At 61.1% G+C, this 14,638-nt stretch carries 12 protein-coding genes; 3 read left to right on the forward strand and 9 right to left on the reverse strand.

Annotated elements, in window-relative coordinates:
* Positions 1–162 precede the first annotated feature (162 nt).
* From AC1V0D_RS19895 to budA, 4 genes are all read right to left on the reverse strand, one after another.
* A complete protein-coding gene (locus AC1V0D_RS19895; protein WP_482907930.1) occupies positions 163–1,614 on the reverse strand; it encodes a flagellin N-terminal helical domain-containing protein in 1,452 nt (483 codons plus the stop codon).
* Between the two features lie 203 nt (positions 1,615–1,817).
* A complete protein-coding gene (locus tag AC1V0D_RS19900; RefSeq protein WP_009093214.1) occupies positions 1,818–2,591 on the reverse strand; it encodes a (S)-acetoin forming diacetyl reductase in 774 nt (257 codons plus the stop codon).
* A 23-nt stretch (positions 2,592–2,614) separates the two neighbouring features.
* A complete protein-coding gene (gene alsS, locus AC1V0D_RS19905) occupies positions 2,615–4,294 on the reverse strand; it encodes an acetolactate synthase AlsS (protein ID WP_482907931.1) in 1,680 nt (559 codons plus the stop codon).
* 14 nt (positions 4,295–4,308) lie between these two features.
* On the reverse strand, positions 4,309–5,091 hold the full coding sequence (gene budA, locus AC1V0D_RS19910) for an acetolactate decarboxylase (RefSeq protein WP_046103043.1): 783 nt from the start codon (positions 5,089–5,091) through the stop codon (positions 4,309–4,311).
* Positions 5,092–5,195: 104 nt separating this feature from the next.
* Here budA and AC1V0D_RS19915 point away from each other — a divergent pair, with 104 nt between their 5' ends.
* On the forward strand, positions 5,196–6,098 hold the full coding sequence (locus AC1V0D_RS19915) for a LysR family transcriptional regulator (RefSeq protein WP_267372748.1): 903 nt from the start codon (positions 5,196–5,198) through the stop codon (positions 6,096–6,098).
* 71 nt (positions 6,099–6,169) lie between these two features.
* Complete coding sequence (locus AC1V0D_RS19920; RefSeq protein WP_033736884.1) at positions 6,170–6,415, forward strand: hypothetical protein; 246 nt, start codon at positions 6,170–6,172, stop codon at positions 6,413–6,415.
* Positions 6,416–6,453: 38 nt separating this feature from the next.
* On the opposite strand, the gene AC1V0D_RS19925 is transcribed toward AC1V0D_RS19920, so the two are convergent.
* From AC1V0D_RS19925 to AC1V0D_RS19940, 4 genes are all read right to left on the reverse strand, one after another.
* Positions 6,454–9,498 (reverse strand): efflux RND transporter permease subunit, encoded by a 3,045-nt coding sequence (locus tag AC1V0D_RS19925; protein WP_482907932.1) that lies wholly within the window; start codon positions 9,496–9,498, stop codon positions 6,454–6,456.
* Entirely contained in the window at positions 9,495–10,628 is a 1,134-nt protein-coding gene (locus tag AC1V0D_RS19930) for an efflux RND transporter periplasmic adaptor subunit (protein ID WP_482907933.1), read from the reverse strand. The genes AC1V0D_RS19925 and AC1V0D_RS19930 overlap by 4 nt, the downstream gene beginning before the upstream one ends.
* A 93-nt stretch (positions 10,629–10,721) precedes the next feature.
* A complete protein-coding gene (locus AC1V0D_RS19935; protein ID WP_482907934.1) occupies positions 10,722–11,891 on the reverse strand; it encodes a sensor histidine kinase in 1,170 nt (389 codons plus the stop codon).
* Positions 11,888–12,583 (reverse strand): response regulator, encoded by a 696-nt coding sequence (locus tag AC1V0D_RS19940; RefSeq protein WP_140923746.1) that lies wholly within the window; start codon positions 12,581–12,583, stop codon positions 11,888–11,890. The genes AC1V0D_RS19935 and AC1V0D_RS19940 overlap by 4 nt, the downstream gene beginning before the upstream one ends.
* Positions 12,584–12,712: 129 nt before the next feature.
* Between AC1V0D_RS19940 and AC1V0D_RS19945 the strand changes: the two genes are divergently transcribed.
* Complete coding sequence (locus AC1V0D_RS19945; protein WP_482907935.1) at positions 12,713–13,501, forward strand: MipA/OmpV family protein; 789 nt, start codon at positions 12,713–12,715, stop codon at positions 13,499–13,501.
* Positions 13,502–13,711: 210 nt separating this feature from the next.
* Here the strand turns inward: AC1V0D_RS19945 and AC1V0D_RS19950 are convergent, their stop codons facing one another.
* The gene (locus tag AC1V0D_RS19950; protein ID WP_482907936.1) at positions 13,712–14,593 is read right to left on the reverse strand and encodes an ROK family protein; all 882 of its coding nucleotides are present in this window, start codon (positions 14,591–14,593) and stop codon (positions 13,712–13,714) included.
* Between the last annotated feature and the right edge of the window lie 45 nt (positions 14,594–14,638).

Below are 14,638 nucleotides of genomic sequence, written 5' to 3' on the forward strand. Positions count from 1 at the left end.
GTGATCGGGATCATCTTTAAACGAATGTTAAACGAGATTGTGTGACTGAGATCAAACGATAGGGGGGCGTAAGAGGGAATTGCGGGCCAGACGGGGGCTGATGCAGCGGCGAAAATCCGTCAAGGGGAAGCGGCTGAGCGCGAGCGCTCAGCCTAATGGGCTTTAATTATTCAGCAACTGAATAATCATCTCAGGCGTTTTGTTGGCCATTTTGCTGACGGCGGTCTGCCCCTGCTGAATAATCTGACTGCGTGCCAGCTGGCTCGCTTCTTCCGCGTAGTCAGCATCCTGAATACGGCTGCGGGCGGTGGCGGTATCCACACCCTGCTGCGACAGCACATTCCGGTTCGACTCGTAGCGGTTAATCTTCGCGCCATAGAGCGACTGATAGCTGCTGATCTTCTCCAGGGCTGAATCCAGCGCCTTCATGGTGACGGAGATGTCACCGCTGGTCAGCAGCGTGGTGTTATTCAGCTTCAGCGTTTTGGTGTCCGAAGGCGTGGCCGGAATCGAGTCCGACTGCACCGGCTGACCATAATCCGCACTGGTAATCACCTCCATCGGCTGACTCTTATGTGGCGGTATGGCGGGCATCCCTTTCGGCTCAGGCAGGATCCCCCAGGTCAGATTGCTGGTGAAAGAACCGTTGCCGACCACCACCACAATCAGATCTTCGCTGACGGTATCCAGCGTGATGCGCTCCAGCCGGTTGCCGGTAATGGTGCCGTTGTTGAAATCGCCGCTGGTGGCATCTTCATAGCGATCGCCGTCACCGCTGTAGGTGATGTTCATGCCGTTGTAGCTGCCGCTGTTACTGCCCGCCAGCGCCCAGCTCGATCCCCCTTCCAGCAGCGAGGAGCTGTCATAGGCCGCGTTGCTGTCAAAGCCGTTACTGCTGGTCAGCAGGCGCGATTTCGCGGTCGCCGCATCGGTTATCCCCTTGCTGGTCCAGGTGTAGTCGGGCGCGCTGCCTTCCAGCGGCGTGCCGACCAGATGCTTACCGTCGCGGGTAAACAGCTGAAGGTCATCATCCTGACCCAGCGAGTCGATGGTGATGGTAATCGACGTCGCGCCTGCCGGAATATAGGCCAGCGGGATCACCCCGGAGCTGAAAGAGTAATTCCTGCCCGAAACCGGAAATTTGGTGTTGATGGGATCAACGTTGCCCAGCTTCGCGGGTGGAAGATCGGGTTTATCGGTCGCCAGCGGATAGCGGCCAAAAATCTTGGTATGATCGGCCACTTCATCAATCCCGGCCAGAATCTGCTGATACTGGGCATTAACGCTCTGCCGATCCGCATCAGAGAGCGTGCCGTTCGCCGCCTGCACGGAGAGCGTGCGGGCCTGAATGAGCAGATTGGCGATGGTGTCCAGGCCGCCGCCTGCCGTCTGGGAGTAGCTGATCGCGTCATTGAGGCCGCGCGCAACAACCGCATCGGCATTCACATTGGCCGTCATGCGGTTGGCAATGGCCTGGCCCGCCGCGTCATCTTTAGCACTGTTAATCCGCATCCCTGATGAAAGTCGTTCAACCGTTCGTCCCAGAACAGAGTCAGTGCCGTACCGCGTTTTGTTCGCTATCGCGGCGGTGTCGTTATGGTTGATTGTTAACATGGTCGCTTCGAACAGGGAGAGGAGTCTTTGATTTATCGGCAGGGTGATAAGCAGCTTTAACCTCTGCAGTGACAAAAAACCAGCAGGGGCGCGGCCAGGCGGGCAACCTGCTGATGGTTAACCGCTTTTCAGATAAAAAATATTTAAGGGTGAAGCCGGGCAGGAAAAACACCTGCTGCGCGCTGGCGCAGCAGGCAGGGGGATCAGTTAAAGACCATGCCGCCGTCGATCAGCAGAGACTGGCCGGTCATGTAGTCGGAGTCGGGGCTGGCGAGATAGGCCACGCAGGCCGCCACATCTTCCGGCTCAGAGAGACGTCCCAGCGTAATGCGTCTGGCGAACGCTTCCGTGCCGTAACCGGCCGGTTTTCCGGCCGCTTCCGAGATCTGCCGATCGATCGCTTCCCACATTGGCGTCCTGACGATGCCGGGACAGAAGGCGTTGACCGTGATGCCGGCCGCGGCCAGGTCGCGCGCGGCGGTTTGTGTCAGGCCCCGCACGGCAAATTTACTGGAACTGTAGACGGCCAGCTCCGGGTTGCCGACGTGTCCGGCCTGAGAGCAGGCGTTGATAATTTTGCCGCCGTGCCCTTCAGCCGCAAAAGCCTTTATCGCCGCCTGCATACCCCAGATCACGCCTTTGACGTTGACGTTGTAAACCTTGTCGACCACCTCTTCGGTGATCTCCGCAATCGGCGTCGAGGGGGCAATACCGGCGTTGTTGACGATGACGTCGAAGCCTCCCAGCGCACGACGCGCCTCCTCAACTGCCGCCATCACCTGATCGCGCTGCGACACATCCACTTTCAGCGCGATCGCTTTACCGCCCTGCTGAGTAATCTTCTCCGCCACCTGACGGGCGGTTTCCTGATTAAAGTCCGCCACCGCGACCGCCAGTCCATCTTTCGCCAGACGCAGGGCGATCGCTTCACCAATGCCCTGGCCTGCGCCGGTTACAAATGCCACTCTGTTTTTCATCGTGATTTCCTTTTTGCATGAAATTAAAGAAGCTGGCTCAGATGCAGCTGGCCCATCAGCAGCGGGTTATCGGCGTAATCCACCGGGACAGCCACTACCGCAGGTCCCTGAACATCCATCGCTTTACGCAGCGTCGGCTCCAGTTCTGCCGCGCTGGTCACCGCAAAGCCTGCTGCGCCAAACGCTTCGGCATAGGCTTTGAAATCGACCGGGCCAAAGTTAACGCCCGAGACGCGCTGATATTTTTTCTCTTCCTGCATCGCCACCATGTTGTAGGCGTTGTCGACCCAAATGATGTGCAGAATGTTGGCTTTCAGCCGGACGGCGGTCTCCAGCTCCATGCTGGACTGCAGGAAGCCACCATCGCCCGAGACCGAAACGACTTTGCGCTGCGGGTCGACCAGCCAGGCCCCGATTGCCCACGGCAGGGCGACGCCCATGGTCTGCTGACCGTTGGAGATCATGATCTGGCGGGCGCGGAAGCTGTAGAGATAGCGGGCGATCCAGATGTGGAAGCTGCCCATGTCCACCGTGAGGCTGACGTCGCTGTTAATGATGTCCTGCATGGCACGCACGATGCGCAGCGGATGCAGGGCAAACTGATTGAGGCTGGCACCCTGCATCGCCAGCAGTTTCCGCTGCTGCTGACGGTCATCGAGGATGGTGGCGGCTTCCGGCGTCAGCTGCAGCGGCGCGGTGATGCGCGCCGCCAGTTTACGCAGCGTGGCGGCGATATCGCCCACCAGCTCGGCGTCCGGCAGGTAGCGGTTGTCGGTCTCTGCGGGGATCACGTCGATGTGAATCAGGGTCGCGTTGCCGCTGTTCCACATGGCCGGTTCATACTCCACCGGGCTGTAACCGATGGTGATAATCAGATCAGCCTGTTGCAGCAGCCGGTCGCCCGCCTGGTTGTTAAATAATCCGACACGTCCGGCAAAGCGTGAAAAGTGCTCCTGGCGGATGGCACCGGCGGCCTGATAGGTACTGGTGACCGGGATGTGACTGCGGCTCAGCAGATCGTGAATCGCCTCGCTGTTCTCGGGCTGACTCGCCATCAGTCCCAGCAGGATGACCGGATTTTTAGCCCCGGCGATAGCCTGGCTCACGGCATCGATCATCGCGTCCGGTGCTGCGCCCAGGACGGGACGCGCTTTGCTGCTCAGTGCTTTGCCGGTAACAGGCTGGTCGACAATATCCTGCGGCAGGCTGACAAACGCGCCGCCGCCCCGGCCATGTTCGGCATGACGAAACGCATTCGACAGGCACTCGGAGAGCGCGGAGGGATCGGTGACCTCAACTGCATATTTGGTGATCGGGCGGAACATCGAGACGGTATCCATGCTCTGGTGCACCTGTTTGGCGCTGTCGGAGCGTTTTACCTGACCGCCGAGGGCGACCACCGGGTCCCCTTCGCTGGTGGCGGTAGCCATGCCGGTGATCAGGTTAGAACAACCCGGTCCGGAGGTGACCAGCGCTACCCCCGCATTGCCGGTAAGGCGGCCTACGGCTGCTGCCATGAATGCCGCGTTCGCCTCGTGGCGAACCGGAATCGTCTGGATGGAGGAGTCCAGCAGGGAGTCAAAAACCTTATCAATCTTGGCGCCGGGAATACCAAAGACGTGGCGGACGCCCTGCGCCTCAAGCTGCGCGACCACCAGGTCAGCGCCACAGGTCCAGAGCGTGGTATCGGTTGGAGTTTTCATCGTCATTCCTCTGATTAGCTTTCGACCGCACGGATGGCAGCGTCAAGATTGGCGGGGTTCAGGTCGGCATTAAGAAAGTCACTGTCCTGCGGCAAATCCACGACCAGTTTGCTGATGGCACCGAAGGTCAGGGTTCCCTGTTCCAGCGCATAATCCAGAATGTGTCCACCGCCTTCGCGATCGTCGGTAATAAAATGTTCGTGATAGCCCGCGACGTTAATCCCCTGCATGTACTGGGGCGTGCGGAAGCCGATCAGTTCCCCCGCACGCTGGCTGAACGCAAAGGTCGGCTGATCGCCCAGCACTTCCGGCATGGAGCGATAGGGGCGACACTGGCAGGGCACGGTGCGGGTCTCGACCCGGCTGAAGCGGCCACTGATCCGCAGCGCGCAGAACTGGTTGTCGGAGGTGATTTCACTGTCGATCACCTGATGGATGGCCTCACGCGACATCGGCCGGTCAAACTCAAACAGATATTGCGGTTTGAAAAAGGTCATGACAGCAAACGGGGTTTTCTGCGCCGGATCGGCCGGATGGGCGCTGCCATCGGCGTGCAGCTGGTAAACCTGACTGTCAAAGGCGATCAGCTCGCCATCCAGCCGGTTAAAGGTGCCCAGGCCAAAATCGCCTTTGCGCAGAAGATCGGCAATCCGCGTGTTCCCGTCGTAAACGCCGCTCAGTAGCGCACTCATTAAAGAGGTCTGATAGATAACACTTTCTGGTGCATCCTGGGAAAGCGTTAAGACAGTTCGTTTTAGTTGATCCTCACAGGAACAATCAGTTACACAATTGCTCATTTGATGCCTCGTAAGTTAACCGTTAAGCCGTGTTAACCTAAGGGTGAACCGATTCAGTCGTAAGATCCAATAGCGAAACCTGTTAACTTTGAGACGTTTTTGATATGGAACTGCGCCACCTGCGTTATTTTGTTGCCGTTGCCGAGACGCTTCACTTCACCCGCGCCGCCGAAATGCTGGGGATATCGCAGCCACCGCTGAGTCAGCAGATATTGCGGCTGGAGCAGGAGATTGGCACGCCACTGCTGAAGCGGCTGACGCGTGGGGTGGAACTCACCGAGGCCGGCGAGGCTTTTCTGGCGGATGCCGTGCAGATTGTGCAACTTGCCGACCAGGCGCTGGAGAATGCGCGCGGGATCGCCCGTGGGATCAGCGGCCAGCTGTCACTGGGATTCGCCAGCTCGGTTGCCTTTAATCCTCATATCTTTACCCTGATCCGCCGCTTTACCGGGCGTTATCCGGCGATGGAGCTGCTGACGCGCGAAGAGAACATGTCCCTGCTGATGCAGGATTTGCAGGAGGGATTGCTGGATGCCGCCTTTATCCGGCTGCCGTGCGAAAGCAGCAAGGCGTTTAATCTGCGCGTCATCTCTACCGAAAAGATGCTAATTGCGCTGCCGCGCAGCCACCCTCTCAGCGGCACACCCGTCCTGCCCTTATCGGCCCTGGCCAGTGAAACCCTGGTGATTTTCCCGCGTGACGTTTCGCCCAGCCTGTATGAGCTGATTGTCACCGCCTGTCTGCGGGCGGGGTTTTCGCGCCACACTTTCCAGCAGGCGCCGCAGATCACCACGTCACTCGGTATGGTGGCGGCAGGGTGCGGGATTGCACTGGTGCCGGAGTCGATGCGCTGCGTTGATAACCCGGACGTCAGCTTCAGCGATATCGAAAACAACACGCTGTTCACCGACGTGGCGTTTGCCTGGCGGCGGCATCACCCCTCGAAAGCGGTGCTGCACCTGCTGTCGCTGCTGGCGGAACAGTCGGCTTCAGGCGAAGCGGGTTGATAAGTGCCAGCTATTGAACTGAAAACAATAACCAGCTGGCGAGCGGTGAGCGGGATATTAATAATCGGTGCATGACTACATACCGCGTAAGAGTCGGGTTTCACAACCCGTCAGCCCTGACATTCAGGCAACTGGATGAAATTCTGGAGCCGCAGCGATTCTGGAGAACAGATTCGGCGGGTGGCCAGTTCCGCTATTTCATGGAGTATGAGTACCAGTCTGACGTGCGTGACCTCTGTTCGGTCTGTTCGCTGGCCTATACCCAGGCCTGTAAAGTCAGAAAGTGCCCGCTGATTCTGGTGGAGGTGATGAACTGAGCATGTCAGGCGATCCCGCGGGATCGCCTGACACCGTTTCAGCGCGACCGGCGCTGCATCAACAGGCTTAACGCGGCGGGCAGCACGGTGAGCGTCACCAGCGTTCCGCTGACCAGCCCCCCGATAATCGCCAGCGCCATCGGTCCCCAGAAAACCTGATGGGCGATAGGGATCATGCCGAGGATCGCGGCGCAGGCGGTCAGCAGGATAGGCCGCGCGCGGTGATGCGCCGCCTGGCGGATGGCCTCACCCGCGGCCAGCCCGGCGCGGGCATTCGCATCCACTTCACTGATCATGATCACCGCATTGCGGATGATGATACCTGCCAGTGCAATAATCCCCAGCAGCGCCACAAATCCCAGCGGGGTGCCGGTCGGCAGCATGGCGGAAACGATGCCGGGCAGGCCGAAGGGGGCCATGCTCAGCGCGAGCAGCATGCCGGAAAAGCGTTGCAGCTGAATCATCAGCAGGACCAGCATGGCGCAGAGCGTCATCGGCAGCAGGGCAAAGACCGAACTGTTGCCCTTGTCCGACTCCGCTACCGTGCCCGCTTCCTCAATCGTGTACCCGGCAGGCAGGGAAGCTCGCAGGGCGGCGATAGCCGGTGCCAGCTGTTGGGAGACCGCTTCCGCCCGCTGGCCGGGAGCGATATCCGTCTGCACCGTGATGTAGGGCAGCCGCTGACGCCGCCAGATCACCGGATCATCCACGCCCCACTTCAGGGTCGCCACCTGGCGCAGCGGGATTTTCTGACCGCTGGCATTGGTGATCATCAAACCCGCCAGCGTCGCCGTATCCTGCCGCTCGGCGTCATTGCCGCGTAGCACCACATCAATCAGCCGGTTGCGGTCGCGCAGTGTCGTCACCACGCTGCCGGACATAAGGGTATTCAGGGCACGGGCTATCGTCCCGGAGGAGAGTCCGGCCGCGCGGGCTTCGGTCTGATTGACGGCCAGCGTCATGACGCGCTCCGGTTCTCCGGCGGTCAGATTGACCTCGCGGGTCAGCGGTGAGCGGGCAATCAGCGCCGCCAGCCGGGACGCCGCCAGCCGGACATGACCATAATCCGGTCCGGTAAGGCGATATTTCAGTGGCCAGCCAACCGGCGGTCCCAGCTCCAGCGGCGACACCCGTGTGGTGATATCACTGAAGTTCTCAGCGAGCCTGCTCTCCAGCCTGCGCTGCAGCCGGTCGCGCACCGTCAGGTTTCTGGCGACCACCACCAGTTGCGCGATGTTTTCATTCTCCAGCAGCACATCCATCGGCAGATAGAAACGTATTGCGCCCGACCCTGCGTAGCTGCTGAAGCTGGCAACATCCCGGTCATGGCGCAGCACCTCTTCCAGTTGTGCGGTCCGGCGCGTGGTTTCAGCCTGCGTCGCACTGGCGGGAAGCGTGAGGCTGACCAGCAGTTCGGGGCGGTCGGAGGCCGGGAAAAATTCACCCTGCATAAACGTGGTGGCGTACAGGCTGACCAGCAGCACCCCCAGCGCCGCGCTGACCGTCACGCCCCGATGACGCAGAATCCCCTCCAGCAGCCAGTGATAGCCGCGCATCAGCACGCCCGGTCGCGGGTCGGCATGATTCAGTTTTGCCGACAGCAGCCAGCAGCCGGTAAGCGGAGAGAAGATCACCGCGACGACCCACGAGCAGAGCAGCGCCAGCGCGATCACCACAAACAGCGAGTAACAGTACTCGCCGGCGCTGGAGGCGGCGAACCCGACCGGAATGAACCCGGCGATCATTACCAGCGTGCCGGTCAGCATCGGAAAGGCGGTGGTTTTAAACGCCCAGGTAGCGGCCTGCCACTTACTGTCACCCGCTTCCAGCCGGGCCACCATCGCCTCGACGGTGATCATGGCGTCATCCACCAGCAGCCCCAGTGCGATAATCAGCGCACCCAGCGAGATGCGCTGCAGCCCGATACCGGCCAGCAACATACCGGTAAACGTCATCGCCAGCACCAGCGGGATCGCCGCCGCCACGACCAGTCCGGCGCGCAGCCCCAGCGAGATAAACGACACGGCTAACACAATCACCACGGCTTCGCCCAGGATTCGCACAAAACCGCTGACCGCCGTTTTTACCACCGCAGACTGATCGGCAACGCGGGTCATGGTAATGCCGTGCGGTAACTGACCAGCCAGCGTCTGCATGCGCTGATTCAGCTGCTGACCAAAGTCGAGCAGGTTGCCGCTGGCGGCCATGGAGACGGCCAGCCCGATAGCGGGCACGCCATTGACCCGGAACGTCGGGGCGGGCGGTTCGGCGGGTTGCAGGCTAACCGTTGCGAGATCGGTCAGCGGGATAAAGCGATCGCCGATATGCAGCGTCATCGCCTGCAGGCTGTCGACGGAGGTCAGGGTGCCGCTGACCCGCAGCGCAATATTCTCGCGGTCGGTGCGCAGGCTGCCCGCCGGAACGACCTCGTTCTGCGCGTTGATGGCGTCGCTGACCTGCTGCAAATCGACGCCCATGCCATTGAGCTTTTGCGGAGAAAAGGCGATAACCACCTGTTGCTCCTGCACCCCCAGCAGCCGGGTTTTGCCGATGTCGGGCAGGGTCGCCAGAGAGCGCCGCAGGTTATCGACGCGGTCGCGCAGCTCACGGGCGGTAAAGCCCTCCGCCGTGAAGCCATAAATCGTGCCGAAGGTGTCATCAAACTCGTCGTTCACCGCCGGACCCTGCACGCCCTGCGGCAGAGAGGTGCTCACATCCTGCATCTTTTTGCGCAGCTGATACCAGATGCCCGCGACCTGAGATGGCGGCGTATCGTCACGCAGATTGACATAAATGACCGTCTGCCCGGCGCGGGTTTCACTCTCCACCGTATCGAGAGAGGGGAGTTCCTGCACCTTCTGCTCCAGCACGTCTGTCACCAGCTGCACCATGGTATTAACGTCGGCGCCCGGCCATTGGGCAGAGACCACCGCGGTTTTGATGGTAAACGCCGGATCTTCATTGCGTGACAGATGTTCATAGCTCATCACGCCCGCGGCCATCACCAGCAGCATGAAAAAGACCACCAACTGCTGATGCGCCAGCGCCCAGCCAGAGAGGTTAAAGCCAGCCGGTTTTTTCATGGTTCCTCCTGCGCAGGCAACACTTTTTCCCCGGGCTGCAGGGTGGCGACGCCGGCGGTAACGATGCGCTCGCCCGGCTGAATACCGGATGCGACGAAGATCTGCTGAGCGTCAAAGCGGGCCAGCACCACCGGGCGAAGCTGCAGACGGGAAGCCGCATCCACAACCAGCAGCGCCGGCTGGTCGGCTAAGCGCGTCAGGGCGCTGGCGGGCAGGGCGATGACCGGCGGTTGCGAGTCGGGCAGGTTAACCATAACGGTGGCACCGGGGGCCATCGCCTCGGGTGGCTGATTCAGCGTGACACGCAGCCGCCAGGTGCGGGTCTGCGGGTCAGCCTGCGGACTGATGTCACGGACCGTGCCGCTGGCCTCGATGCCGGGGTCGGCAAGCAGCGTCACCTTCAGCGGTGTGCGATCAGCGATCTGCAGCCGCTCGGTCGTGGTCAGGTCAAACACCGCATCGCGAGCATCTCCCGCGGCCAGCGTCATCACGCTTTGTCCGGCGCTGACCACCTGACCCGGCTGAACCGTGATGGCGGTGATCCGGCCCGCAGCAGGGGCCGTCAGCCGGGTCCAGCTGAGGCTATCCTGGGCATTTTTTAGTGCTGCTTCACTGCTAAGACGGCGGGACTGCGCGCTCTGCCAGTCCGCCTGTGCACTATCCAGCTGGCTGCGGGCGATAGCACCGCCGGGCATCAGCAACCGCATCCGATGCAGATTCAGCGCGGCGACCCGCTCCGCCGCCCGGGCGCTGTCGAGATCGGCCCGGGCGCTGCTCAGCTGGTTACGCGTCTGATCGTTTTCCAGCGCCGCCAGCGGTTGCCCGGCGCTGACCCGATCGCCCAGCTCAGCCGTGCGGCTGACGACCCGCCCGTCAAGCCGGAAGGCCAGGGTGACTTCGTCATGCGCCCGGATTTCACCGGTCAGCCGCAGAGCGGCACCGCCGCCGGGCGGCGGCGCGGTTACGGTTTTTACCGGACGGGGCGGAGCTGGCGGCGGGGCCGCACTGTTATCGCGGCAGCCGGTCATGATCAGCACCCCGGACAGTACAAAGACGAACGGCACCACGAGGTGAACACTGAAGAGGTGACGCCACATCTGGCGGGCAGCATCAGATAAGAAGTCTGTCATAGCCGGGTTCCTGTAATGAGTTGTGCTCATTGAACCCGGCCCGTGTCCAGAAACGTTCCATGAACCATCAAGAAATGGTCAAGTCAGAACAATTTATCGATCCGGTAGCGTTATCCGAATCAGCAGTCCGCCATCGGCGGGTAACGAGGCGGTGATCGTGCCGCCGTGCGCGTCGACAATGGCTTTGGCAATGGATAATCCCAGCCCGCTGCCGCCGGAGTGGCGGGCGCGTGAGGAGTCGGCGCGGGTAAAGCGGTCAAACAGCTGTGGCAGGAAGTCAGTATCCACGCCCTGACCGTAATCGCGGAAGGTCAGTATCGTGGCCCGGGCGTCCCGGCTGGCGGAGATGAGCAGCACACCGCCGTCCGCCGCGTAGCGCAGCGCATTTTCGCAGAGGATGGTCACCACCTGCCCCAGCCGGAACGCATCGGCGCAGATCAGCAGGTTGTCAGGCGCTTTCACGCGGAGGGTCAGGCCTGCCTGCTCTGCCTGCGGCAGCAGCCAGCCGGTGCGCTCGCGCAGCAGCTCGGCGGGGTTAAAGCGTTCCGGGTTCAGCGTAAGCTGCCCCGCATCCGCCAGTGACAGCAGATGCAGTTCGTCAGTCAGCCGGCTCAGTTGAGTCAGCTGCTTCATGATCATCGCCAGCTGCTGAGAGTCGGCCGGAAAAACGCCATCCAGAATGCCCTGCAGACGGCCCATCGCCGCCGTCAGCGGAGAGCGCAGTTCATGCGCCATCGCGACGTGAGAGGCGCGCAGCTCGCGCTCGTAACGCGCCAGCTGCTGCGTCATCTGATTAAAGTCTTCGGTAAAGCGCACCAGCTCCTGCGGGGCCGCGTCAACGACCGCCGCCGGGCGGCCAAACTCCCCCTGCGACACCGCACGCGCCGCCGTTGCCAGCTGGCTGAACTGTGCGGAGAGCGGACGCGCAAAGCGCAGCGCGATCAGCACCATAAGCGGAATGGTGACCACGACCAGAAGGATGACGGTCAGCCAGTCAGAGGAGGCCAGCGACGGATCGGAAAAATTGATGCCCCAGTATTGATCGACTATCTGATGGAAGCGCGCCGGATCGCTGGCGGGATGCTGGCGCAGCCGGGTGAACTCCTCCACCAGCGCGGGGGGCATCCGGTGGTAGACCCAGACCGCCTGCACCGCAAATCGCAGCCACATACAGAGGGCGATCAGCACTACGCTGCCTATCGCCAGCAACAGGACCCGGATGCAGATCCAGCGCCACAGTGAGGTGTGGGTTGCGTTCTTCATGGCTGTCTGAACCGGTAGCCGACGCTGCGCACCGCCGGCAGCACATCAGAGATGCCGGCGGCTTCCAGTTTGCGGCGCAGGTTGTAGACATGGGTATCGACTACGCGCTCCAGCGCATCACTTTCCGGCAGGCAGTGCTCCAGCAGAAACAGGCGGGTAAAGGGTCGCGTCGGAGCGCGCATCAGCGTGACCAGCAGGGAAAACTCGGTGGGCGTCAGATCGAGCCGGTGTGGGGCGGCGCTGTCACCCTCCACGACCGCGGTGAGCGCCTCGGGATCGACCGTTAAACCGGCCCAGCGCAGGACCCCGGCCGCGGCCGCGGCCGGCTGGCTGCGGCGCAGAACGGCCTGCACGCGCGCCACCACTTCACCGGGATGGTAGGGTTTTACCACATAGTCATCGGCCCCATAGCGCAGCGCACCGATGCGATCGGGCGCGTCACCCATCGCCGTGACCATGATCACCGGGGTATCGTCACGCCGCCGCAGCGCTGCCAGCACCTCGGTGCCGTTCATGCCGGGCAGCATGATATCGAGCAGGATCAGATCGGGCTGCCAGCGTCTGGCCGCCTCCAGCCCGCCCGGTCCGTCACCGGCTATCGTAACCGCATAGTTTTCACGTTTCAGGTAAGCCTCAAGGACGCCCGCTGCATCCGCGTCATCTTCAATAATCAGTACACGTTTTTCCTGCATTTCCGGACCACCTTGACTGTTTCTTCATAAATCCCTGGCCGTTCATTGATACGCGCCTCGCATACTCACCTCCGGTGACGCGGTACTGACTCCCCAGCTCCGCACCGGATGTGATAATGAGGAAACGTGATGATAACCGGAAAAATAACGCTTCACATGGTCTGTTTGTCGCTGGGTTTCAGTGCCGCCGCCGCGATGGCCGAAGAGAGTCCCACGCCGCCTCCCAGCATGACGCTGGGCATTGCGGGCATTAACGCACCGCGCTACAGCGGCGCAAAGAGGAATCACTGGCAGGTGATGCCGGTGATTCAGGCGCGCGACGGAGCGTTTTTTCTCGATTCGCAAAAAGGTATCGGCTATGACCTGCAGGCGGATAACGGACTTTACCTTGAGCATACGCTGGGCTACGGGCTGGGCCGCTCAGACCGGAACTCCTCCTGGCGTGACGGGGATGACCGGCTGCGGGGAATGGGAAATATCGACGCGACGGTCAATACCGCGCTGGCGCTGGGCTGGTCTGTGACGCCGTGGCTGGTGCTGGAGGGGAAAGCGACGCTGCCATTGAGTGACAGTCAGGGCGTGCAGTACCGGACGTCGGTCACCCTGATCCCCTGGCAGACCGCGGACGATACCGTGGCGCTGCAGGTGGCCGGTCTGTTCGGTGATGGACGCTACATGAACACCTGGTACGGCGTGAACAGCCAGCAGAGTGCGCGCAGCGGGTTTGCACGGTATAACGCTTCAGGGGGATTTTATGGAACGGACGCCAGCCTGACCTGGAGTCATCAGCTGACCCCTGCCTGGGCAGCCAGCGTCACGGGTGACTACAGCTGGCTCGATAAATCTGCCTCCGATAGCCCCATTGTCGCACGGCACGATGGGGCCGGGGTCACGCTGGCCCTCAGCTACTCCTTCTGAGCCACATGGGAATAAGCGGGATGCGCAGTCACCGTGCTCTGCTTGTCGCGCTCATTCTGTTATATCTGCTGGTCTTTACCCTGACCGGTGTCGCACTGAGCCTGTTTGATGCGCCGGAGCCGGGCCGGCGCGACAAAGAGGCGACAGAGAGGGTTGGGCGCCTCCCTTATCCTGACGCTGTCTGCAGGCCGCATGACCCTGACCGGTCAGCTAATTTTTCTGTGGCTGGCGCTGGAGGAAATTCCACGTTGCGCCCAGCATGCCGGAGTCGTTGCCGTAGGTGGCCGCATCAATGCGAATATCAATCTGATACTTTGCCAGCTGCTCAGCGAGTTCTTCAAGGAAAGGTTCCCGCGCCGTAATGCCGCCGCCGATAAATATCATCTGCGGATCAAAGACGCTGAAGAGGTTATATAAACAGGCCGCGAGATCCTGGTAGAATTTTTCCACCACCTGCTGCGCCATTTTTTCCTGGCGGTCGCAGGCGTCAAACACATCTTTGCCACTGACGTCGTCGACAGGCCGATCGGTGAGCTGACTGTAATTCTCCCGCAGCGCGGTCATGGTACAGCTCTGGCTCATGGTGTGGCGTTCAATGTCGCTGCTGGTGGGGCGTGAGGTCAGCAGACAGCCAAATTCACCGGCCCGGTTCCGGCCACCGCGAATCAGCGCACCGTTGCAGAAAGCGGCTCCGCCCAGCCCGGTTCCGATCGTCAGCATCAGGAAGTCGTTAAGTTTTTTCGCTTTGCCCAGCCAGTATTCCGCCAGCAGGGCACAGTGCGCGTCGTTTTCCACCGTGGCAGGCAGGGCGGTTTTCTCCGTCAGCCACTGGCTCAGATGAAACCCGTCAAAGTCACGGATGGTGCCGCCCATCTCAATAAAGCCTTTATCGGGGTCGATATAGCCGGGCGTACTCACGGCGATACCTTCACAGCCGGGATTCTTCTCCAGCCAGCCCACTATTTCTTCCAGAATTTTGTCCCGCGCGTTGTGGGAAATGTCGGCGCTCTCCTGCGTCAGAATGTTTCCCCGATCGTCCACCACGCCCATTTTTAAAGAGGTACCGCCAATATCAAAAGCTGCAATATTCATCAACGTTCTCTGAAATGATGTTGGTGCGATTAATTGTAGTGTTGA

Source organism: Pantoea sp. PA1 (assembly GCF_056856975.1).